Annotated in this window: 19 protein-coding genes; 3 read left to right on the top strand and 16 right to left on the bottom strand. The window is 34.8% G+C overall.

The genetic code is table 11. From position 1 onward, the window contains the following. Positions 1-27 precede the first annotated feature (27 nt). The 8 genes from MHI22_RS23050 to MHI22_RS23015 all read right to left on the bottom strand — a co-directional run bounded on the left by MHI22_RS23050 (position 28) and on the right by MHI22_RS23015 (position 8,293). Complete coding sequence (locus MHI22_RS23050) at positions 28-945, bottom strand: D-alanyl-D-alanine carboxypeptidase family protein (RefSeq protein ID WP_058843359.1); 918 nt, start codon at positions 943-945, stop codon at positions 28-30. Between the two features lie 88 nt (positions 946-1,033). Next, a complete protein-coding gene (locus MHI22_RS23045) occupies positions 1,034-2,128 on the bottom strand; it encodes a sensor histidine kinase (RefSeq protein WP_170829796.1) in 1,095 nt (364 codons plus the stop codon). 22 nt (positions 2,129-2,150) lie between these two features. Then, the gene (vanR, locus tag MHI22_RS23040) at positions 2,151-2,843 is read right to left on the bottom strand and encodes a VanR-ABDEGLN family response regulator transcription factor (protein ID WP_197412989.1); all 693 of its coding nucleotides are present in this window, start codon (positions 2,841-2,843) and stop codon (positions 2,151-2,153) included. A 192-nt stretch (positions 2,844-3,035) separates the two neighbouring features. Then, positions 3,036-3,614, bottom strand: a complete 579-nt coding sequence (locus MHI22_RS23035; protein WP_058843356.1) for a pyridoxamine 5'-phosphate oxidase family protein — start codon at positions 3,612-3,614, stop codon at positions 3,036-3,038. Between the two features lie 130 nt (positions 3,615-3,744). Further along, the gene (locus MHI22_RS23030) at positions 3,745-4,518 is read right to left on the bottom strand and encodes a DUF817 domain-containing protein (RefSeq protein WP_058843355.1); all 774 of its coding nucleotides are present in this window, start codon (positions 4,516-4,518) and stop codon (positions 3,745-3,747) included. A gap of 200 nt (positions 4,519-4,718) precedes the next feature. Further along, positions 4,719-6,146: an amino acid permease gene (locus MHI22_RS23025; RefSeq protein ID WP_271912692.1), complete on the bottom strand. Its 1,428-nt coding sequence runs from the start codon at positions 6,144-6,146 to the stop codon at positions 4,719-4,721. Between the two features lie 279 nt (positions 6,147-6,425). Further along, the gene (rocF, locus tag MHI22_RS23020) at positions 6,426-7,331 is read right to left on the bottom strand and encodes an arginase (RefSeq protein ID WP_058843353.1); all 906 of its coding nucleotides are present in this window, start codon (positions 7,329-7,331) and stop codon (positions 6,426-6,428) included. A gap of 374 nt (positions 7,332-7,705) precedes the next feature. Continuing rightward, on the bottom strand, positions 7,706-8,293 hold the full coding sequence (locus MHI22_RS23015) for a TetR/AcrR family transcriptional regulator (protein WP_036127086.1): 588 nt from the start codon (positions 8,291-8,293) through the stop codon (positions 7,706-7,708). A gap of 332 nt (positions 8,294-8,625) precedes the next feature. On the opposite strand from MHI22_RS23015, the gene MHI22_RS23010 reads away from it, so the two are divergent. Both MHI22_RS23010 and MHI22_RS23005 read left to right on the top strand, forming a co-directional pair. Then, a complete protein-coding gene (locus MHI22_RS23010) occupies positions 8,626-9,618 on the top strand; it encodes an NADPH:quinone oxidoreductase family protein (protein WP_340812680.1) in 993 nt (330 codons plus the stop codon). Positions 9,619-9,927: 309 nt separating this feature from the next. After that, positions 9,928-11,055 (top strand): acyltransferase, encoded by a 1,128-nt coding sequence (locus tag MHI22_RS23005; RefSeq protein WP_271912686.1) that lies wholly within the window; start codon positions 9,928-9,930, stop codon positions 11,053-11,055. 75 nt (positions 11,056-11,130) lie between these two features. Here the strand turns inward: MHI22_RS23005 and MHI22_RS23000 are convergent, their stop codons facing one another. The 5 genes from MHI22_RS23000 to MHI22_RS22980 form a co-directional block, all read right to left on the bottom strand. Continuing rightward, positions 11,131-13,617 (bottom strand): S-layer homology domain-containing protein, encoded by a 2,487-nt coding sequence (locus tag MHI22_RS23000; RefSeq protein ID WP_340812679.1) that lies wholly within the window; start codon positions 13,615-13,617, stop codon positions 11,131-11,133. 984 nt (positions 13,618-14,601) lie between these two features. After that, positions 14,602-15,510 carry a ferrochelatase gene (locus MHI22_RS22995; RefSeq protein WP_271912685.1) on the bottom strand — a complete coding sequence of 303 codons (909 nt, stop codon included), beginning with the start codon at positions 15,508-15,510 and terminating at the stop codon, positions 14,602-14,604. 118 nt (positions 15,511-15,628) lie between these two features. Continuing rightward, complete coding sequence (locus MHI22_RS22990; RefSeq protein WP_442916420.1) at positions 15,629-16,417, bottom strand: ABC transporter ATP-binding protein; 789 nt, start codon at positions 16,415-16,417, stop codon at positions 15,629-15,631. Beyond that, positions 16,404-17,432 carry a FecCD family ABC transporter permease gene (locus MHI22_RS22985; protein WP_036127100.1) on the bottom strand — a complete coding sequence of 343 codons (1,029 nt, stop codon included), beginning with the start codon at positions 17,430-17,432 and terminating at the stop codon, positions 16,404-16,406. Before MHI22_RS22985 ends, MHI22_RS22990 begins: the two co-directional genes overlap by 14 nt. Positions 17,433-17,453: 21 nt before the next feature. Then, positions 17,454-18,425 (bottom strand): ABC transporter substrate-binding protein, encoded by a 972-nt coding sequence (locus MHI22_RS22980; protein ID WP_340810181.1) that lies wholly within the window; start codon positions 18,423-18,425, stop codon positions 17,454-17,456. A gap of 221 nt (positions 18,426-18,646) precedes the next feature. Here MHI22_RS22980 and MHI22_RS22975 point away from each other — a divergent pair, with 221 nt between their 5' ends. Beyond that, complete coding sequence (locus MHI22_RS22975) at positions 18,647-18,973, top strand: antibiotic biosynthesis monooxygenase (RefSeq protein ID WP_036127104.1); 327 nt, start codon at positions 18,647-18,649, stop codon at positions 18,971-18,973. Between the two features lie 582 nt (positions 18,974-19,555). On the opposite strand, the gene MHI22_RS22970 is transcribed toward MHI22_RS22975, so the two are convergent. From MHI22_RS22970 to MHI22_RS22960, 3 genes are all read right to left on the bottom strand, one after another. Beyond that, positions 19,556-22,660, bottom strand: a complete 3,105-nt coding sequence (locus tag MHI22_RS22970) for an NEAT domain-containing protein (protein ID WP_058843347.1) — start codon at positions 22,658-22,660, stop codon at positions 19,556-19,558. A 380-nt stretch (positions 22,661-23,040) separates the two neighbouring features. Beyond that, complete coding sequence (locus MHI22_RS22965) at positions 23,041-23,811, bottom strand: ABC transporter ATP-binding protein (protein ID WP_340812678.1); 771 nt, start codon at positions 23,809-23,811, stop codon at positions 23,041-23,043. 15 nt (positions 23,812-23,826) lie between these two features. Further along, positions 23,827-24,795, bottom strand: a complete 969-nt coding sequence (locus MHI22_RS22960) for a FecCD family ABC transporter permease (RefSeq protein ID WP_036127110.1) — start codon at positions 24,793-24,795, stop codon at positions 23,827-23,829. Between the last annotated feature and the right edge of the window lie 2 nt (positions 24,796-24,797).

Below are 24,797 nucleotides of genomic sequence, written 5' to 3'. Positions count from 1 at the left end.
AAAACATATAGAAAATAGTCACCAGTTTTACAATTGACTATACACAGAAAATGCATCCGTAATGTTATATTGCTCCGTCCGAGGACCTCCTTCAGCTCCTACTGTCACTAACACATATTCTTGTCCATTAACAGTTGCTAAACTTGCTAAACATAATCCTGCATCCTCTGTATAACCCGTCTTGCCACCTAGGATTTTCCCTCCTGGCAATACACTTGATGTCATATGCTGAAACATTCGATTAGTAAATGTAATACCCTCCGGATGAAGGTTCGTTGACTTAATAGAATATCTTTCTGCTGTATAAACATTTCGAAACTCATCATTTGTTAAGGCATATTGTAAGAGTAGTGACATATCTTTCACAGTTGTATAATGATCTGGATGATGCAGTCCTGTTGTATTCATAAAATGAGTATTTTTCATTCCCAGTTGCTGCGCCTTATCATTCATAAGCTTTACAAATTTCCGTTCTGAACCAGCAGCATATTCAGCTAAACCAATGGATGCCTCTGCACCTGATGGCAGCATGGAACCATACAATAAATCCTCTATCGTCAACCTCTCATTCGGAAGAAAACCTGCCACTGAAGCATTTTCCTCGTATAAATCATTAAAGATGTTTTTAGGTAAAACGATTTCATCTTGTAAGCTTGGAATTTGCTCAATCGCGACTAAAACAGTCATCATTTTCGTCAAAGATGCAGGATAAATGACTTCCTCACTATTTTTATCTAATAGTACTTGATTTTCATCTAAATTCACTAAAATGGCATTAGAACTATATAAATCGATATTGAGCATATCGCTACTCATCGTCGATATTACTTTTGGTGAATCAACCATCTCCTGACGTAATGTTACAGGTGTTTCTTTCAATATCAAATAAACAAATACGATCATGAACAGGAACAATATACTTACAATACCTTTTCTTGTGAACATAAAAACAACTCCTTCTCTTTATGCTTTTATTGAACCATAAAAAAAGGAGCTTATTTTTAATTAACTATTAGTGAATTCTTAAGGTTTCTTAAGAATTGGCTGGAATCATAACTATGAACACGGTTTGATTGTGATGAGAAGTAGCTGTAATCGTCCCTCCATGGGCTTGCACAATTTCATTTGAAATGGCTAAACCAAGTCCAGCACCACCCGTTTGTGTAGACCTTGCACTATCTAAACGGTAAAACTTTTCGAATATCATCTTTAATTTTTCAGGCGGTATGGTCTTCCCTGTATTCTTAAATGAAATAAACGTTTGATTGTTTTCATTTTGTGCACTAATTTCGATTGTACTATTGGGTTCACTATAGGCAATTGCATTTTTTAAAATATTATTAAATACCCTTGCTAATTTATTTCTGTCTGCATAGATAGTCATCTCTCCATCTATATTGACGATGGCTTTTTGACCCTTTGGTGCTAACAATGGGTAAAACTCATCGGCTACTTGCATTAACATATAGTTAAGAGGAATAAGGTCTTTCTCTAAAACGATGGATTGTAAATTAAATCTTGTGATTTCAAAAAACTCATTGATTAATTGTTCTAGTCTATAGGATTTCTCTAATGTAATCGTTACATATTTTTCTTTTTGCTCAACAGGCATATCCCTTGCCTCATCTAAAAGGCTTAAGTAACCAATGATAGATGTTAAGGGTGTTTTAATATCATGGGCTAAATAAACAACCAGATCATTTTTACGTTGTTCTGCTTCTTGTGCATCCCTTGCACGCTTTTCTAATTTATATTTCACATCATTTAATTTCTTCTCTAAAAAATCGAGCTCTGTCGGAAGATGAATTTCCTTCTCTGACTCATCTGCAAGCATAGTGATACTGTTACTAATTTGATGAAAATAACGAGTAAAACGAGAGAGGGCAATATAAAAAATGATCAACAATAATAGGATAAATCCTATAGTAAGCCAAAGAGGTTTATTTTGTTGAAATAACACATTGTAGGCATTTTGTGCAGCAAAGTAATCGAGCTGCAAGACATTTTCGCAAAAGGCTATAAAAGCATCTGCAAAGGGAGCTTGTAAAACACCATCAATGAATGCAAAGTTGATTATAAAACCTATTATGATTGCTATAATAAGAATAAAAACGATTTGTAAAATCATCTTCCTCTTCAATCCGCCAAACTCATTTTTCAATGGTATACCCCACTCCCCAAACAGTTTTAATAAATTTTGGGTTTTCCGCAGAATCTTTCATTTTTTCCCTTAAATGTCGTATATGAACCATTACGGTATTATTGCTGTTAAAATACTTGTCCCCCCAAATTTCTTGAAATAATTGCTCTGAACTAATGACCTTCCCTCGATTTGTACACAAATACCATAGAATTGCGAATTCCGTAGGGGTTAGGGATACCTGTCTTTCATTTAAAAAGACCTGCCGTGTGTTCTGATTGATCATCAAACCAGCGAAATCAATGATATCTTCTGTTTGCTTCGAACCTTGGTTGTACAATGTAAATCTTCTTATTTGTGCCTTGACACGAGCAACCAATTCCAATGGACGAAATGGCTTTGTTATATAATCATCTGCTCCTAAAGAAAATCCATTTATTTTATCAATCTCTTCTTCCTTTGCCGTAAGCATAATCACTGGAAAATTAAATGTTTCTCGGATTTTTTGTAAAATGGTAAAGCCATCTATCTCTGGCATCATAATATCGAGAACAGCTAAATCCACATTTTCCCGCATAATACACGCCAGAGCCTCTTGAGCTGTATAGTACTTAAATACATGGTAGTTTTCATTTTTTAAATATAACTCAATTAAATCTGCAATTTCTTTTTCATCGTCAACAACTAAAATATTCAAATGAATTGTCCTCTCCTTCTACTTACACAATTTCCAATGATTTTTCACAGGCATTATAGCACTTACGAATAGCTATATCTATTAATAAGAATAGGTTATTTAAAGCGCAATAAAAAAGTAGAGATGGAAAAAGCCTCTTTCCAACTCTACTTTCCATATTGAATCCCAAGCCTTATCGTTATTCGATATTTAATTTGTTCAATTGGTCGCCACAGTAGTAGATTTCCGATTCAAATCCTGTGTTACCACTCTGCCTGAATAATAGTGCATTTGTTCATTTAATTTATGCTCTTTTACGGTTAAATTGGTTGGCCTTACTTTCAGAACAAGCGTCTTACTCCCGAGTGATGATTGATACTTTTCGATATGTGTTTTCGACAAAGGGGCGTGATAATAACCTGGGACATATTTATCAAGCATTGCCTGCATTGCCACAGTAGCCTCATCTAAATCTGTGACAATTTCCACCAAACCATTTGCGATGACACTCATATAAGCTGTATCCGTGTTAGCAGGAATGGGATCTACCATTGTTCCATAATTCTCGCATATAGAAATACATGCATTTGGGTTGGCTGTTAGGATGTCTATTTTCCTGCCTTCATTGGCACCGTGGAAATAAAAACTCCCATCTTTGAAGACATAATTTAGTGGCAGAACATATGGTGTATGTTGATCCACTAAACCAAGAAAAGCGGTTTGTGCGTCTTTTAAAAATGGTTGAATTTGTTTTTCATCTGTACAAGCTCTTTGCAGCATTCGAATGTCTGTTTTCATCTTTTTATCCCCCTATCCTCTACTAAAGAGGAGTCTACAGCAGGATTGCCCTCTAAAAAAGGGACAGTTTTATGAAAAGGGATGGGTACAACTTTCAAATATTGAAATGAAAGTTAGTTATGCACTTTATTTATTCACCTGCATCTCGATAAAATAATTTAAGCTGTGCAACAATCAGAATGCTAATGACTACAAGTAAAAACCAAGAGCTTATTTTGCCAAAATGCACAATCGACCATGCTACCTCTTGATTAGGATATGACCATGCCCCAAAGAAAGTAGCGATATTTTCAGCAATCCAAATGAAAAAGCCAATCAAAAAGAAAGACGCAACGATGGGCATTTGATAGATTTTATTTCGCACCTTAAATTTGACCATTGTTCGATAAAACACCACAAAAAGTAATGCCATTAACAGCCATCTAAAATCATAAATAAAATGATGGGTGAAGAAATTGAAGTAAATCATGGCTCCTAGTGGAATGGCTACATAACTTTTTGGCCAACTCACGATTTTCAAATCGAATCTACGCCAGGCTTGGCAAATATAACTCGCCACACTAGCATACATAAATCCACTATATAATGGCACACCTCCCACTTTTGACCACGCCTCTTCAGGATAAGACCAAGAATTAAAATTTACTTTATACAGTTCTAGCACAAGTCCAATAATATGAAACAGACAGATGACTTTTATTTCATCCTTTGTTTCTAATCCAAATCTATACATCAAGTATTGCGTCAATAGACAGATGACTAGAATGAAATCGTATCTTGCTACACCTGGTATTGGAACAGCTCTAGAAAATGCAAGTGTAATAAATATTACAACAGGAAAAATACAGGATAACGATTGTTGATACGTAAAGATTCCTAAATCTTTAACAAAATTTTTTAACATGAATCCACCTCAGATTAGCTCAAAACTAAATTTATTCTTGTATGAAGAATAAACGATAAATTATCCTATTTCAATATTTTTTTATCGAAAAACGATAAATTTTTTCGTTTTATTTTGGAACTATTCTTTGGTAGTTTCGTCCTTGTTGTTCTTTATTAATAAAGAAAAGAGTAGCCACATAATACAGCTACTCTTATTACTTAAAGATACATTTTTTGATCTAATTTTAACTGGACTTCTTGTTGGTTTATTACTAAATTTGTAACTTTTTTCACTTTTAAATAATAAACAATATAACAGCCAATGAAGAAAGCTCCACCACAGTAAAGGGCTAATCGTTGAGCTGGATCAAAAGCCAAGCTTGCCATAACGATGCAGTTTGCCAATAATCCTAAAATAGGAATAACCGGATAGAATGGTGCTTTGAATTTTAAATCCTCCACTTTTCCTCCTTGGCGTAAATAGGAGCGTCTAAATGCAATTTGAGAAGCGGTAATTGCAATCCACCCAATTTGTGCACCTAAACCTGCTAGGGATAAAAGCCACACAAATACGGTATTAGCGGCAAATACGCTTGACAATAATGACAAACCAGCAACAGCAAGGGTAATCAATAATGCATTCATTGGAATTCCTCTTCTATTCACCTTCCCTAACAATGGACTTGCCATCTTTTCAACGGAAAGAGAAAACAGCATACGTGTTGCAGCATATAAACCCGAGTTAGCGACCGATAATAAAGCTGTTAGAATAACAAAATTCATAATATCTGCTGCATACGGAATCCCTATACTATCTAATACAACAACAAATGGACTTTCAACAACACCCGCTTTATCCATAGGAATCATAGCTGCCAATACAAAGACAGATAACACAAAGAAGAACAGCGTACGCCACACGGTTTGTTTAATAGATTTAGGGATTGTTTTTTCGGGATTTTCACTCTCTCCAGCAGCAATACCGATTAATTCTGTACCTTGAAATGAAAAATTCACGGTAATCATGGTAATGAGCAGTGCTGTTAAACCATTTGGAAAAAGACCACCCTCATAAAAATGAGTAAGAAATGGGGCATCTGTTCCATTTTTCATATCGATCAGCCCAAACATAGCTGCTCCCCCAACCGCAAGGAACATCAGGATGGCCAAAATTTTAATGCTTGAGAAGACAAATTCTGCTTCGCCAAAGGCTTTTGCAGATAAACCATTCAAGACAAAGAGCAGTGCAGCAAATATTAGGCACCACATCCATACTGGAGAATCAGGAAACCACCTTTGCATAAGTTGTCCAGCACCTAAAAATTCGAGTGCAACAGTTACTGCCCAGCCTAGCCAGTACAGCCAGCCAACAGCAAAACCAGTGGCAGGACCGATAAACTTCGTCGTATATGTTTGGAATGAACCAGATACTGGCATAGCAACAGATAATTCACCCAAGCATAGCATTGTTAAATACATTACTGCTCCGCCTACTAAATAAGCTAGAATGGCACCGGTTGGCCCCGCTTGATTAATGGTGTACCCTGAGCCAAGAAAAAAACCAGTTCCAATACATCCTCCGAGAGAAATCATAAATAAGTGTCTAGCTTTCATACTTCTTTTCAATTCATATTGTTCTGCTGCCATAAAAAACTCCTTACACTAATTATCTTGTAAGCACTTTCTTTTTTTCGTGCACGACAGATAACTATTTGAAATTTAAATAATTGATAGATGTTCAAGTTAATATATTTTATAAACTGTCAATTTTCTGACAAAATAAAGGCTATTGATGTGCTAGAGCATTTGCTTTTTCTATAGTAAACTTTATTTAGGGAGAGCTACTTTCTTATATTTGGTTGTGGCGACCTTATAGTCTAAGAAAAGTTCTTCCTTTACGAGAGAAATGATGTCACTATCCTTTGTTTACAGTAATGTATCACCGAATAGAGAGCTGATTAAAGCTACAGCAGCAATTGCCGTTTTATTATATTGATCTAATACTGGATTTGTCTCAACAAACTCTGCAGAAGTAATGATATTTGCTTCTGATAGCATTTCCATCGCTAAATGGCTCTCACGGTAACTAATACCACCTGCAACTGGGGTTCCTACACCTGGCGCATCGTTTGGATCAAGTCCATCTAAATCCAAAGATAAATGAACACCGTCTGTACGCTCCTTTAAATAATCAATTGTTTGTGACATTACAGTTGTCATCCCTAAACGATCGATTTCATGCATCGTATACACTTTAATACCAATTTCTTTAATAAGCTTTTTTTCACCTGGATCTAAATCACGAGCACCAATAATCACAACATTTTCAGGCTTAACTTTGGGCGCATAGCCTCCGATATTCGTTAGTGCAGGATGGCCAAGACCTAAACTTACAGCTAAAGACATACCGTGAATATTTCCTGAAGGAGATGTCTCACCTGTGTTTAGATCACCGTGTGCATCATACCAAATGACACCTAAATTCTCATAATGCTTTGAGACACCTGCTAATGTGCCAATCGCAATACTATGATCTCCACCTAAAACTAAAGGAAAACGTTTTAAGGAAATTTCATGATCTACTTTCTGGCTTAGTTTTTCATTACTTTCTGTGACCGTTTTTAAATTTTTTAAGTTTGTCTTTCCTTCTATTTCTTTATCTTCCTGTTCGATGTCAATGGTTAAATCCCCTTCGTCATGTATGGAATAACCAAGGTCCTCAAGTCGTTCCGTTACCCCTGCATATCTAATAGCACTTGGTCCCATGTCTACCCCTCTTCTAGTTTGGCCTAAATCCATGGGTACCCCAATAATTGTCACTTCTTTATTCATGATCATTTCTCCTCTCCGATAATTACTTTCACAGTATAAAGAAAATGATATACTGACTCAACTCGACATTATTTTTAATTTTTATACAGTTTAAATTATTGAAAACATAGATATTTACTTGTATAAACGATTGCATAAACGCTATTTCAGTGAATATTAAAACAAATTTTTCCTATTTTAAGCGATTATTTTACATAAACTACCAAAATGAATATTAAAAATATTCTATTTCCATTGTTTTTTTTGAAAATTAAGACGGTAATTTTAGCAAAAAAGATAATATATTGATAAATAATTTCTAATTTATTCAAATCAACCCCTTTTTTTCTACATAAAAAAAGCCTTACTACAATAGTAATTAGGCTTTATTATCCCTATTTTAATAATTTCACAATACTATTCAAACAGGTTTCTTTATAAAATTTATGCTGTTCTTCTAAATCACAAGTTAACCATTGTATTAACGAACCATCAATCATTGCTCTCATCATTTTTGCAGAGGCTAAGGAATCAATGTTTGGGCTAAACACACCTTCCCTTTTTCCTAATTCAATAATTTCTTGACCAATTCCCCAGCAATTCTCATAAAATTTTAAGTTGATTCTTTTATAATCCTCATTGCCGTTTGCCTTGGCTAAAAAATCTAAATAGACTCTGTAAAACTTTTTATTATCTTGGGGTGACACAAAAACAGCGTTTAAGTAGGCTTGAAGCTTTTCTATAGCTGTTTGATATTTGCCTATTTCTTGTATTTCAACACTATAGATTTTGCTCGTAGTGGATTCCAGTAATGCCAATAATATATTTTGTTTACTTGTAAAGTAGTAGTGAACTACCCCTTTTGAAACATTGGCATGATCGGCTATGTCTTGTAGTGTAACTTTATCATAACCTAACTTTGAAACAGCATTAAAGGCTGCTTTCATAATTTGTTTTTTACGTTCTTCCTCTTTCTTTTTCATAGATGCCTCCGGTGATTTAATCAATTACGCCTCAGTGTAATTGCCGCTGACGCTTCGCTTGTACGCGAAGAAACAATGCATCCAGATTTTTTTGATTTTGCTCGAAAGCTCATTTCAAAAAACTGTGACATCCGCTGGCGGCTTTATGAGGATTCAACGGCTATCTCCCATTATAAATGAGAGGGATTTCTGTACATAACAATACAAAAACATATACTGAATCAAGTTAAAGCTATTATACAGGAAGAATAGGTAAACTCCAATTTTATATTGACCGGTCAGAATAATTTTGTTACTGTTTATTGGAATTAAATGATAAGGGGATGTTTACTATGACAATAGGAAGTTTTAAAGCATTAGTTGTCAATCAAGAGGAAGAATTTACAGTTAAAGTAAACGAATTGACATTAGCAGACCTACCACAAGGTGAGGTATTAATTAAGATTCATTATTCAAGCATTAATTATAAAGATAGTCTTGCTTCTATTCCTGATGGTAAAATCGTTACTTCCTATCCTTTTGTTCCTGGTATTGATTTAGCTGGAGTCGTTGTTTCCTCTGAAGACCCTCGCTTTAACGAAGGTGATGAGGTCATTGCGACTAGCTATGAAATAGGGGTCTCCCATTTTGGTGGTTTTAGTGAATATGCTCGTATCCCTGCTAAATGGATTGTGCCACTTCCAAAAGGGCTTTCACTCAAGGAAGCAATGGTAATTGGTACTGCAGGATTTACGGCTGCATTGTCTATCAAAAAATTAGAGGACAATGGCATTAACCCTGAAAAAGGAAAAATTCTTGTTACTGGCGCAACAGGTGGTGTCGGTAGTTTTGCGGTCTCTATTCTTTCAACACTTGGTTATCAAGTAGAAGCAAGCACAGGAAAAAAAGCTGAACAGGACTTTTTAAATAATCTTGGGGCTACTTCAATCGTTACTCGGGAAGAAGTTTATGATGGGAAGATTAGAGCATTAGGTAAACAAAAATGGGCGGCTGCTGTTGATTCTGTTGGCGGAGAGCCACTCGCCTCTTTATTAAGTCAAATTCAATACGGAGGTGCTGTTGCGATTAGTGGTTTAACTGCAGGCACACAGCTTCCTACAAGTGTCTTCCCCTTCATTTTAAGAGGGGTAAATTTACTTGGAATTGATTCTGTTTATTGTCCAATGGATATTCGCTTAAACATCTGGCAGCGCCTTGCGACAGATTTTAAACCAGCAAACCTTGGCAATTTCATTCAGCAAGAGGTCACACTACCGCAACTTCCAAATGTTTTACCTCTTTTACTGAGAGGCCAAGCAAGAGGAAGAATTCTTGTTACTTTATAAGCTATTCGATTTAAATTTAAAAAGGTTTGATATACTATCTCATTCCCCTTTTTATTTCCCAGAAAATATTGATAGTCATCATCAATGATACAAAGGCTACTACGCATATAAAGCGTGGTAGCTTTTTTTTGGCTGACATCTCCCTGACATAATGGCCATTTATAGTAATTCATGAACGACCCACTTGCTCACTTTAAACAAATTCAGACGATAATGTTTGTCTAATTTAACATTAACAAGCATACCCATAGAGTATGTAGGCAGCATTTTGGGAACTGAAAACTATAATCAACTTTTGGAGATGATCATATGAAGCGAGCACATATCAATGAATTAAATATTACACGTGCATTAGCCATTCTTGCTGTACTCCTCATCCATTCTACTAGTACACCAGTTACAGCATTATCTAATGAATCAAAATTTTATCCACTATATGTATTTCTCAATATTTTTCCCAAATTCGCTGTTCCTGTTTTTATTTTCTTAAGCGGATTCGTTTTATTTTACAACTATATACAAAAAGAACTAACGAAAGAGCTTATCATTCGTTTCTATAAAAAAAGAGTGACACAAATTCTCATCCCTTATCTCTTTTTTTCTATTTTTTATTATACAGCCATGCAATTTTATGTGACACATGATTTAGTATCCACATGGCATGCTTTATTTAGTGTTGAATTTCTCAAAAAACTATTAATAGGAAAAGCGTACACTCATTTATATTATATTTTTATCATTGTACAGTTCTATCTTATATTCCCTTTATTCTTATATGTTTTAAAGAAAAAGCCAGCCCTATCTCCTCATCTAATTTGGATTGGCTTCGTTCTTCAATGGGCCTTTATTCTATTAAATGCAGAGTTTTGGCAGTATCCCTATAGAGGGAGTATTTCTTTCTCTTATATTTGCTATTTTTTAGCTGGTGCATTTTTAGGTATTTATTTTGAAAAATATAAAGGATGGCTTCAATTAAAAAAAGGAAATTTTCCTATCCCCCTCCTTTTTATATGGTGTGTAGGGCTATTATCTACTATCTATAATGTTTATTTATATTACTATGTTTTTTCGTCACAAACCTATTTAGTGAACAGCACCATATTTGAACTAGTTTTTCAGCTCCAATCTTTAACAGCCTGTATCGTCTTATTACAGCTTTCTTATTGGATCTATAATAAATGGAACCATGCATGGGTCAACGGTTTCATAAACTTAGGAGTAGTATCATTTGGCGTCTATCTATTGCATCCATTTTTCCTTTTCCTTTACAGACAAATTAGTACTGGCGGCAATAGTGTCCTCTATCACCTATGGAGTGCTGGCGGCTTTATCTTTGCTCTATTTATTACATGGATGATTGTGCTGTTAATGGGCAGATTTTTCAAATACCATTGGATTGCTTTTGGGCCTATTCCGCAAAAGTTCCCTTATAAATAAAATTCATAGATTATCATAAAACTAAAAACCCTGTAGAGATATCTCTACAGGGCTTCTTATAATTGACAGGTTGAATTATTTTGAAATAGAACCGTCTTTTACTTTATTGTTATTCACATCAGCTAAGTTAGTTGATTTGAATTCTACTACAATGCTATCTGTTAAAGCATATTGATCTTTAGTTGTCACTTTAAGTTTACCGTTTTCTACAACAGCAGCAGTAATTTTCACAGTAGAGCCAGCAATTTTCACTGTTAAACCTGTTGGTGTAGCTTCATTTACAATACTTTCAGAGAAGTCTACGATAAATGTTTTATTATCTACTACTGTTACTTGAGAAGCTACAGGGACAATATTTTCTTTCAGTGTTACTTGAGTTGTAGCTTTCCCATTTTTAAGTGTATTTCCTTTTGTATCAACTACATTTTTAGCTTCAAGTACATAATTACCATTAGCAGTAATAGAACCTTCAGGTAAAGTGAATCGTACTTTTTTAGTACCATCTACAAATTGAAGTTGAGTTCCAGCAGGTAGCTCTTTTCCGCCAAGTGTGTAGTTAGCAGCATTTGTTGCTGTAGCAGTCACATCTGTAGCATATTCAACAGTGAATACATTGTTATTTATTACAACAACTGGTGTAGCTCCAAATACTAATGAATCTGTAGGCGTTTCAGGTGTAGCTTCGAACGTTCCAGTTGTAACATTAAATGTAATCGTCTCTGCAGTCACGTTTTTAGATAAATCTTTCACTGCTCCAGCAGATAATTCAAATGTGTATGTTGAATTGCTATCTAAATCAATGTCAACTTTAACTGTGTTTTTCTCTGCACCCTCAATTTTGCCATTACCATCTACATCGTAACCAGTACCTTTAACGTCTTTTACCGCTATTTCTTTTCCAGCAGTGTAAGCAATACCGTTCTGAGTTTTAATTGTTAAAATACCATCTACTTTGACAGGCTCACTAAAAGTAAGGTATAAAGCATCTACATCTGTAGTTACCTTCACATCATCAGCTACTAACATTTTTGTAGAAGCAGAGACAAGTGTAGCAGGCGTTGTATCTTTAGTTAGAATAGCATTGAACTCAAATACGTCTCCAGCATTTCCAGCTACATCTTTTTGTCCTTCTACTTTAATATTTGTATTAATAAATGTTGATGAACCTAACACTGCTTTCGCATCAATCGTGAATACAGTTTTATCAGCTACATCTTTCAAATCAGCATCTTTTAAGTAGAAAACAGTTGATCCTACAGTTACTTTCGCATACCCTTCAACTGAAGCATCAGCATCTACAACAAATTTTTGTTTCATTAATTCTTCTGAGAAATCAAACGTAATTTCTGTACCGTTTACAGCTGTTGAAACAGTTGGTTTTGAATTATCTACATCTGCTTTAGCAACTGTGAAGTTCACAGCGATAGGATTCGCGATATTATTCGCGAAATCAGTGGCACCAACAATATCTACTTTATAAGTTTGCTCAGCTGTCAATCCAGTAATTGTTAATTTTTTACCAGATAAAGTATAGCGATCTTTTGACAGTTCAGTACCATTTAAGCTTACTGTTCCTTCATTTTGTACAAGCTCATCGAAAGTGATCACTGCTGTAGTACCTTTTGCTTCTACAGTATTCACACTAACAGGTGTTGTATCTGCAAAAGTTAATAAATTGTTAAATTCTTCAGTTAAAACTTTAGCATCTGCTTTTGTTTTGACTGGTTTTACAGTCACTTTTCCGTTAGTTAATTTTAACTCCTTATCAGTCGTTAAAGTAACAGACATGCCGTCTTCAGCCACTACTGCACTTGTGATAGCTACGCCTTCAATAGCATACTTCGTTGTGATTGCCGCATCTTTTGCATCAACAGCTGTGTTGAATTTTACTTCAAGCTCTTTTGCATTTAACCCTTTTACAGATGCTACAGCTGGTGTTACCTCTTTCACAGTTGCATCAATTGTACGTTTTACCATAGTAGCGAATTCTTCACGGCTGATTTTATCTTGTGGTGCTAATAATGAACCTTTACCATTGATTACGCCGTTGTCAACAGCCGTTTCTAAGTAAGATACAGCCCATTTAGAAGCTTTCGAAGCATCTGCGAATTGGCTAAGGTCTGCTTTACCTGTTAATTGGTAGCCTTGTACGATAACTTTCGCAGCTTGTTCTCTTGTTAATTGAGCTTTAGGTTCAAATCTGCCATTACCCATACCATCAAATAATTCTGGTGAAGTTGCAAGTACTGCATTATAGAACCAGTCATTTTCATCAACATCTGAAAAATCTTCTGTTCCTGTAGCTTTTAAATCTAAAGCTTTTGATAAAATTTCAGCAGCTTCTGCACGAGTAAGCGTACCAGCTGGGTTGAAGTTCCCTTTTTCATCACCTTGGATGTAGCCTTTGTCAGTTAAAAATTGTACAGCTTCTTTTGCCCAAGATGAAATGCTATCTGCATCATTAAATTCGGCAGCCGATGCTACTGGTACGATTGCTGATGCTACAAGTGCTGCTGTTGCAGTAGTTGCGAAAAATTTACGACCTTTGTTTTGTTTCTTCATAGTATATTCCTCCAGAATTCTAATAAATTATATTATTCTGTGAGAACAATATTATCGCGCTATTCAATTGTTAAAATATGTATAAATTGTTCTCGCAAATAATAATTACAACCAATTATAGGGAAAGCAAACTTCTAAATTTACCAAGATTAAATATCCCAATCAAACTGTAATTTGCTTTACAAGACAATAATATAACTAGATTACCAATAAATAAACGCTAAAAATAAGGTAATTTTACTACTAGATTGGTTATATAGGTAATCTTTTCATAGAAAATTTCTATAATATAGAAAAATAGATAGAATAGGCATAAAGTTCACCTACTTAAAGGGATTATATGTAATCAGTTCTTTTTCATTTACATTTGTTTTATTACTTTCTTAATATAATAGCTGAACAAAATTAAAGCTCTATCAGTGTTAAATTCTAGGTTAATAATTAGTTGATTGCTAAAATTATTTTGTCTAAATCGATTAAATGAATATTAGCCCCAGTCCCCTAAACTTTATTCACAAAAATATTTAAAAGCTATTTTCTATCATCAACTAACTATCTCGCATTTTTTAGCAATATTATTTAAAAACGGAGCAAGGAACAGTAATAGAAGTGTGCTTAAACTGTATCCGCTGCTTTTCTAATTTTAAAACAATAAAGCCATCTGACACCAATTCAATATCGGTATCAGATGGCTATATCTTCTTATTTATAATGACAGGGCGAACGACTATTACACAATGTTCATCCTTTAAAGCAGTTTGACGACCAGCAATTTTCCTCCAGTGAGTAACTTCATCTTCACTAATATTTTGCTGCTTCAGACGGTGGATTTAAAGCGTCTTTTAGTTGTTCGTCAGTTACATTATAGTCATAAAATTTGGCGTTATAATACAAGAAACTCCATTAAACTAAGGTATGTTGTCGCCTTGGCTAAACCACTACATCCGTGGGAGCGCTTCGGTGTTGTAAATAATTGAGCCTTTATTATTGTGCCGCTGGAATAAATGATTCAACAATGGTAGCTAATGCTTGAATGGTATCGTAGCTGTCACCTGGAAATTCCGCTTGGGCAAAATCAACTTGAAGTTCTTCACAAATTTTTTGACATTCACTTCCGATTTCAAAATAGGATTCAATATCCGCAGAAAGTGAAAGGAGTTCACATGTGACAAAACCTTGAGCACCTTCTGCATGTAATGTTTTAATCTTTTCCTTTACATCTGGAGCAAGCCAGTCACCTTTGCCATGACTACTTCGATAGGTAATATGCCAGTTATCAATTTGAGCAGCTTTTGAGATGGCCTCTGCTAATTCGGAGAATTGGCGTACATACAGTTCATTTCGTTCAGGATTAATCGGCTGACTATGCACGGTATATAAAACATGAGTGTGCACTCGTTTTTCAGTGGGAATCCATTCATAGGCACGATGAACACGATCTTTATAAACAGCAAGTAATTCTGTATTTAAATGCCAATTTTGACCACTTATAATAGTAACATCATGAGAAGCTAGCAATGCACTTACTTCATCATGAAACGCAGCAGCACCTGAAGACATAATCGGATTTACAGGTAGCGTAATAAAAGTTGAGATACCATCTTCAAGCATCGTGTTAACAACATCTGGAATGTAAGGTTCTGTATGTTTGTAAGCATTATATACTTTTACAGGCTGGGCTAAGCGTTGCTGTAAAGCATGTTCCAACCCTTTAGCAATACGGCTCGTATTGGCTGCTAACGGATCAACACCACCTAATTTTTTAAATTGCGCTGTAATATTTTCAATCACATGAGGTGGTGGCGTTTTACCATTCATAATATGTGAAAAATAAGGTGTAACATCGTCTAAAGATTTTGGTGCGCCATAAGCGTAATAAATTATACCAATCATTTTTATAAACTCCTTTACTTCAATGGAATAAGTTAATTTTATATGTGCTACAGATGCTTCATAAATTTCAAATTACTATTTCTAACAGAAGCATCTTGTGACCATAGAAAAAATACGTTCATTTACAAGAACTTGAACACAATTTTACTGGGGTAAAGACAGGATTTCCATGCTGCATATAAATTTCAGCATCAATTTCAAAAATGGATTGAAACATTTCTTTACATATTACACAATGGGGTGAATCATCATAATGAATTTTCCCATTTTTTAATACAATTAGACGTTGGCTATTTTGTGCGGCTTGGTTAATATCATGCAACACCATGATAACGGTCATATTGTATTTATGATTTAACTCTTTTACAAGCTCCATCACTTCTAATTGATGAGCAATATCTAGATATGTTGTTGGTTCATCTAATAGCAAAACTTTGGGATGCTGTGCTACAGTCATTGCAATCCAAGCACGTTGGCGTTCTCCTCCAGACATCGAAGGTAGTACCCGATTTTGCATGTGATTCAATCCAGTTACATCAATTGCCCAATCGACAATTTTTATATCCTCTTTTGACAGCGACGTTTTCCCTCCACTATGCGGATGACGCCCAAATTCAACTAACTCACGCACCGTTAAATCTAATTGATGATTATTCATTTGTGGGAGCATCGTTAATGTTTTAGCCACTTCTTTAGACTTCATTTCATGAATATTCCGCTCATCTAAATATACTGCCCCACTATTCGGCTTTAAAAGACGTGAAATTACACGTAATAAAGTTGATTTTCCCGAGCCATTTGGTCCTATTAAACTAACAACTTCTCCTTCATTGATTGTCAAGGAAATATCATCTAACTGGAAGTTGGTGAACTCATGTTGGTAATTGATATGCTCAGTTCGTAGCAATGGAATTCCCCTTTCTATGAATTAAATACAGGAAATATGGCCCTCCGATAAATGCTAGTAAAATGCCAACAGGAAATTCAATAGGATCAAATACAGTTCTCGCAATTGTATCTGCGAAAACAACAAGTAAGCCACCAGCCAATGCAGAAGTAGGTATTAAATACTTATGATCTCCACCGATAATTAATCGTAAAATATGTGGTACTACCAAACCTACAAAACCAATTAAACCAGCAACACTTACTGCAATCCCTGCTAGTAACGTACTTAATACAATTAAAAAAAATCGACTGCGTTCAACATTGTGTCCTAAAAGACTTGCCATTTCATCGCCTAGACGCATTATACGAATATGTTTAATCGCATAAATTGATAATATAATAGCTACAAGGACATAGTAGACAATCATCTCTAATTGCATCCAACCAACACCCGTTAAACCGCCTGACAACCACGGCAATACAGATTGTACACGATCACTATAAAGAATCATTAATGCATTTGTTCCTGCACCACAAAGTGCATTGATGGCTACCCCAACTAAAATAATTCGCATTGGGGATGTGCCACCTTTTTTCACCGATAATGAATACACAATCATTGCCGCTACAAAAGCACCTAAAAAAGCTGCTATAGGTAAGTAAATAATATAGCCAGGAAATACAACCATAACCGCTACAGCCATCATTCCAGCGCCAGAAGTAATTCCAATAACTCCTGGATCGGCTAATGGATTTTGCATGACTCCTTGTAAAATCGAACCCGCAATAGCCAAGCAAACACCAATAATCATACCCGTTAGTATACGGGGCATTCGGATTTCCCAAACAATTCGTCGTGCCATAGTATCTTCTGAACTAAAAATTCCATTAAACACTTCACTTACTGAAAACGAAACTTGTCCTATCATAAGGCTGCCAATACTCACAATGATTAATAGTATAGGTAACACAATTAGCGCTATTTTTCGTTTTTTAGCAAGTGGGTGTGCATATTTTTCCGCTTCTGCTATCATCGTTATTTCCCCACAATAAAATTATTTAACTGCTTCTTCAGCTGTCTTTAAAAGCCCGCGCATATAGTCAATAGCTTCTACAACTTGTGTACCAGGATTATCAAACAATTCTGCTGGTAAAATAATAATCTGTTTATTCTTTACTGCATCTAAGTTTTTCCACGCTGCATTTTCTTTCAATTGTTTTTCAAAACCTTCTTTTACTGTTGCTGGATTGGCGTGCGTAATTAGCATAATTATTTTTGGGTTACGTTCAACAATTTTCTCAACACTTAATGTTGCGTATGTTGGAAACTTATCTGTCGCTGGTAAATCAGCTGCTATATTTTTACCACCTGCCTTATTTAAAATATCTCCGTATAGTGAATTATCAAGCGCGGCTAAATATGTACCTGGTGCACCGTAAACAATGAGAGCATCTAACGTTGATTTTGTTGAGCCTTTTGCAATTTCCTCATCAATTTGTCCAACTAACTTCTCCGCTTTTGCTGTGTTATTAAATAATGCTCCATATTTTGTAATCGTCTTTTTTATATCATCTACTGAATTCATATTTGAGTACACAATTTTCGTACCTGTAGCTTCTACCGTTTTAGCGAACTGCTGGAAGCTAAGTGGCACAATAAGTATTTCCGCATTCAATGCAGCAATTTGCTCAAATGATGGTTCATGTGGGTTACCTATCTCTTGAATAGCTTTTACTTCTGCCTTCATATCAGATGTAATCGTTGGTCGACCAGTAACGTTTGCACCTAATGCAAGCAAAATATTCATCATTCCTGGATTTAATGTAGCAACTGAACTCGGTATTGCTTCAAATTCATGCTTATTTCCAAGGTCATCTATTAATGTTACCGCCCCCCCTGTTTCAACTTGTTGTTCCATTTCTATTTTATCTGTTGAAGCACCCACATCTGCTGGTTTACTTTCCTCTCCACATGCTGTTAATACTAATGCTAACGCACCTACTAATAGAAATTTAAACTTCTTCATGGTAACTACCAACCCTTTCTTTTTTTAAAAAAACCAAATTGAAATTGATAATCATTCTCATATAGTTGTTTATGATTCTATTTGAAATAAAAATAATTGTCAACAAACGTTTTTAATGTTATTTTTTAAAATTTTTTATTGCATAGCCAATTAATGTATGTTTTAATTGATAATGAAAATCAATATCAATTAAAAACGTCATAAAGGGGTCAATATAATAGATGATTACAGTAACTAACCGTTTTTTAGTAAAAAAAGGTTTTGCTCATAAAATGGCACCATTATTTATATCTGATAAAAATTTATTGAACTGGGAAGGGTTTAATAAAGTTGAAGTGAACGTTTGCTCTGAACCAGAAGATCACGATGAAATGAACGTTATGATGTTCTGGGATACAGTCGAGCAATTCAAAGCATGGCGCGAATCAGATGACTTTAAAAATTTACACCGTCGTGAAGAGATTGGTAACAAAGAAAACAATGAGTCTTCCCCAATAATGGGTAACCGGGTTGTTATTTCAGAAATTGCTGCAACTTTAGTAAAGTAGCAGCAATTTCTGTACAAGGATTTCTTAAAAGGATAAAGATGTGCCAGCTCCCTCTTCCATCTGTAAGATTAACATTACACATATCAGTAAAAATACAAGAATAATAACTATACGTTCTTAGACGTTTTTCATCGAGTTTACAGCCTGGCATTTCAAACTCGCATCGTTTAAGAACGTTTTTTAAATTATTTTATAAAACCTCCACAATAATTTATTGTGGATCCTTCTTCTAAGACAACAGTTTTTATGAACTATTTTCAAAATAAATCACCGTATTTCTACTTTTGCAGTTAATATTGGCCAAATTTTATGTTTAGAACGCTTCCCTTAACATTCGCATGTCTTCACTATAAGATTAGCCTAGAAAAGTAAATGCTTGTTTTAGGCAAACAAAAAAAATCGGATGTATAAATGTTTAAAAAATGCAATTCAATTTCTACTTGAATTGCATTTTTTTATTGGATGAGGCGACCCCCTTCGGCAATAGCTCAAGCTGAAAACCTCATAGAAGCACATGATATAGTCACCTCATCCAACTGTTAGAGGAGTTTATGGGATAGTAATAGTATCTTGCTTTAATTATTAATCAATTAAATTGACTAATTCTAGTGATCGTTTTAAAACCTTCGCCATTTGAGCACGTGTTAAATTACTTTCTGGATTTAAATAGCCATTAGACCCTGTCATAATGTCTAGTGCCTGTAATTCCGATACGGCTTGCTTTGAGTAGTCAACTACTTGATTAGCATCTTTGTAGGATAAGGCATTTTTATCAACCGTTACTTTATAGCCTTTATATTCAAGCATGCGTAAAATCATTGCCGCTGCTTGCTGACGTGTAATATTTGCTGTTGGGTTAAATGTTGTGGCATTTACACCTGTTACAATACCTACCTCTGCAAGTGCTTGTACTTCATTTTCAAACCACTGACCTTTAACATCTTTAAACGCGGTTGCTTTAGCAGATTGAATATTTAAAGCTCGAGCGACCATTACTGCAAATTGTGCACGAGTTATATTTTTATTTGGACTAAATGTTGTAGCTGTTGTACCTGTTGAAATTCCAGCAGCGTATAAAGCTAAAATTTCATCTTTGCTGAATATATTACCAATATCTGTAAAAGGATTTTTAATATTATCCGTTTTCTCTGTATTATTAGAGTTTGTTGTTTCTTCCTCTAAAGCTGGCACATCAAACGTAAAGAATAATGTGTACGCCCCATAACCTAAACTACCTGAATCTACAAATATTTTCGTTACGCCATTGCGATCTTGAATTAATGGTAAACGTACAACACGTACTTGATCCATTTTTTCGCCTGTAGAACTTATCACTTCGATTTTTTGTTGCTTACCATTTTCATCAATATAAGCAAGTGTTTCAAAACCATAAGCTTTACCAATTAGTGTCATTTCAATATAACGTTTACCGTCAAGTGTTACTAATTCAGCTTTCGTGAAGTATGGTGCTAAATAGTTTGTAATAAAATCAGCCATATTACCGTTTGGATCAGCCACCATTTTATACGTAATGGACTGACGAGTATTCTTTTCATTTGTCTTTGTTGTCGTTGCTGATACATTTGTGGAAATCGTCTTATCCGCCGTTATTGCTTCAAAAACAAGATTATCTAGTGTAGCAATTTCAAATGAAAGTGTTGTTGTTTTTGCAGTTGCAATCGGTACTAATGAAGCTACTTTATTCGACCATTTTGCAATTTCTTTACCGTTTTGTTTGACAATAAAATTTTGTAAGTTATTTTCAATATTTAATGAAAGCATAACTTTATATTTGTTATTTTCAAATACTGTTTTTGCTTTTTGTAGGAAGACAGCTATCTCTTTTGTATTGTTTGCAAATTCAAATTTAACTACTCCCTCTTGACTAAAGTTCCCTGTAGTACTTGTATTTGTTCCGCTATTAGTTGAACTACCATTTGTTGAACCACTATTAGTTGAACCACCTGTACTTGGGAATGTTGTACTATCATTAATCTTTGAAAGTGACGCTTCTTCAAATTTTAATAGAATATTATAGTCATGATGATAGTTAAGATCCGCAATATCGACTTTTACCCACGCATTTTGAAGAGTAGCTAAATTCGATACTGTAAATTGCACTACTCGTACATCATTTGTATCGCTAATTGTACTAGGTGTTGCACCATTCACTGTAAATCCAGTAATCCATGAACTATTTTTTAGTGTTAATTGAACTTGATAGGAAGAGCCATTTTTCACTACATATGCTTGATTATCAACATATGTGTTCATAATAGAGCTACCCGTACCTGATTCATTTAAGAACGTAAAGTTCACTGTATACAGCCCATTAGTTGATTGTTCATTGTTTTCAGTGTTAGAATTGTTATTGCCACCGGTATTTGAATTATTATTGTTCTCCCCAGAACCTGATTCACTGCCGTTGGTATTTCCTTCCGAACTATTCTCCTCTTGCTTAGCAATCTCACCCGTTAATAGTACTTTTTCAACTGTCGTACTCATTGTGGATGCATTCCCATTTCGCTCAGTTGTTGACGTGAATGCTAAATTTTCTAATGAATCTACTGTAAATTTAATGACATTTTTCGTGTCCCCTGCTGTCCATTCTGCAATCATTTTATTTCCTTGTTTTACAGAAAAGCCCTTCGTTGTACCATTTACAACTAAATTAATTGTTACAGCAATTTTATTGTCTGCTGTTTTTGTAGCATATGCTTGTCCTAAAAGGGATGCGATTATTGTATGAGCAGGTGCACCAGAGCTAACAGGTGTCAGTCCAAACTCAATTACTTGATTGTTCGAGTTGAAATGCTCAGGTAAATATACAATTTGTTCTTTTATCGGTGCAAAATCAAACGTAAACGGTGTTGCTGGATACTTGTCACCTGACATAATCACTGTAGCCTTTAAATCAGCATCTAATTTTACCTTTATAACACGTACTAATGAATTGCCTTCTCCTTCAGAGCTTACGATTTTTACGTCTTCTCCGTTTTCACTGCCTACTTTTAGTGTCGTAAATGCATATGTGTGACCTGTTAGTTTAATATAGGCATATTTTTCTTCACCAATTGTCGCTAAATCAGCATAATTAATATAACTTTTAAAATACGTATCATATGTTTTATTATTTGTTAAAAATGTGAAAGGAACGTTTTTTGTAATAATTTCATCTTTGTTATCTTCTGGTTGTTCTGTTGCTTCATCACATACACGATTAACTTCCGTAACATCAGCAATTTTTAAATACACTATATAGTCATGATCATACGATAGCATTGGAATATAAACATCAACCCATGCCTTTATTGTTTGCTCATATTGATCGACTACGAATGTGTAAATATCGTTACCATTAGTGTCTGTTGTTTTTTCAATAGCTTTTTTTAATTCTCCGCCAGATTCTACTTTAAAATCCTGGTACCACGCTGTATATGCTTGTGGCACAGTAATGTCTACTGTAAATTGACCATCTTTTTGTTGAACAGTAGCTTCTTTTTGAACATAGCTATTCATCATTGAATCTGCTGTTTGCTGTTCGTTGAGCATTTTGATATTTGCCGAATAGTCAACTACGCAGCTAGATCCGGTATTCTCTTCCGCCTTTACTTCCATTCCCAAGCCAGGTAATACTGCACCTAACATCAACACTATCATTGCTACATATTGTAAAAATTTCTTCAATACTCTAACCTCCTGAGTTTTTTAATTATTTCAACCTATCCTAAGCGTTATTACCTCCTTTTGTATAAACAATTTAACTAGTACTACCACAAACCCAAATGATTCCCATTCTCAATTAAAATTAAAAGAAAAACATCTATTAATTACATGGATGTTAGTGAGTAAATCTACCTTTTTAATTGATTATGATTCTCATTCTCACCAATTATAACTCACAAACTATTATTGTCAAGAAAGTTAAAATATGTTTTGTTATTTTATTTTGTGTAAATAATGCTAAATAACATACTGTCATTGAAATATTTACTGTAAATTTAAAAGGATTAAAAATTTACCTTCATTAACTCTAAGAAGCTGCTAATCTGTCTCATATAATTTTCCTAAATGCTTAATGGAATCATATATGTACCAACACTTTCATGCGTTTGAATAATCACTTCTACACCATACACTTCTTTCATCCGTTCTGCTGTTACGGTTTCTATAGGTGCACCTTCGCATAATATTTTACCGTCTTTCATCAAAATAATATGATCGCTATATTTTATTGCTTGATTAATATCATGCAACACCATCACAATTGTTAGAGCATGTTCTTTGTTCAATTTCTTCACTAACTCCATTAATTCTATTTGATAAAAAATATCTAAATATGTTGTTGGCTCATCTAAACAAAGAATGGATGATTTTTGAGCAAGTGCCATGGCAATCCAAACACGTTGACGTTCACCACCCGATAATGCATCCAATTTACATGTACGTTTCTGTGTTAAATTTGTTGCTGACAGTTCCCAATTGACTGCCGCCTCATCTTCTTCAACATTTCTTTTCATTAATTGTTGATGGGGTACCCGTCCATAAGCAACTAGTTTTTCAATCGTGATATCTTGCGGCACTGAATTTTGCTGATAAACAATGGCTAGTTTTTTCGCAAATTCCTTGGCCTTGTATGTCATTATATCCTTCTGTTCTAACGTTACTGATCCTTGTTGCGGCATATTATTACGTGAAATAACACTTAATAATGTTGTTTTTCCACAACCATTCGGGCCAATAATCGTCGTGATTTTTCCCTTTTCAATAGTTGTCGTAACCCCATCTAAATGATTTTGCTTCTGATCATAAGATAGTTTAATTTGAGAAACGTTCAATACACTCACCTCTCTTTATTTATCTTTTCGAATTAAGAAGATTAAAAATGGTCCACCGATTATCGCCATGATTGTGGATGCTGGTATTTCCAGTGGCGCAACTAATATTCTACCTAATGTATCGGCAGTTAAAATTAGCAGGGCACCAGCTAATGCCGAGAATGGTATTAACCATTTATGATCTGATCCTACTAACCTTCTTGAAATATGCGGTACTAATAAACCGACAAATGCAATAACACCAGCTGTAGCAGTTGAAATAGCCGCTAGTAATACCGCTATCGCTGCAATAAATAGTCGTGCACGTGTTACATTAAAGCCTAGACTCTTGGCCGTTTTATCTTGTAAAGCCAATAAATTGCACCAAGAGGCTATTAGAAGAGCAGCTAGTAAACCAATCAAACCGTAAAATGAAATTAAACGTACATCACTCCAAGTTCGCATCGATAAATTAGAGCCACCTACACCGCCAACCATCACATTCATATAGCTACATAGCGTAACAAAGGCTTCTGTTAGACCCGTAAACATCGCATTAATCGCAATACCCACTAAAATTATTTTCAAAGGATTTAATCCTGATTTCCAGGACAACATAAATACTAAAAAGCAAGCAAAGGCTCCTCCAAAAAAAGCTAATAATGGCGTAAAGAAAAACATCATTGGAAATAATGTAATGATTAATAATTGTACAAATGATGCTCCCGCTGAGATGCCAATTACACCTGCATCGGCTAATGGATTACGCATAACTGCCTGCAATAATACGCCGGAAATGGATAATGATGCTCCTGCAAATAAAGCAACAATAATCCGTGGAAATCGTAAATCTTTAATGACTGTGTAATTTGAGTTTTCTTCCCCAAAAAGAGCCCTAATAAACTCCATCGTATCCATTTTAATAGAGCCAGTAATGGCTGAATATATAATAACGACTAAAAGTAATAGACTTACAACTAAAAAACTACTTATTTTTTTATTCATCT

Origin of the sequence: Lysinibacillus sp. FSL L8-0312, from assembly GCF_038003285.1 — a bacterium.
Taxonomy (GTDB): Bacteria; Bacillota; Bacilli; order Bacillales_A; family Planococcaceae; genus Lysinibacillus; species Lysinibacillus fusiformis_D.
The sequence above is the reverse complement of the archived record's forward strand: the minus strand, read 5'-3'. Positions and strand labels throughout refer to the sequence as shown.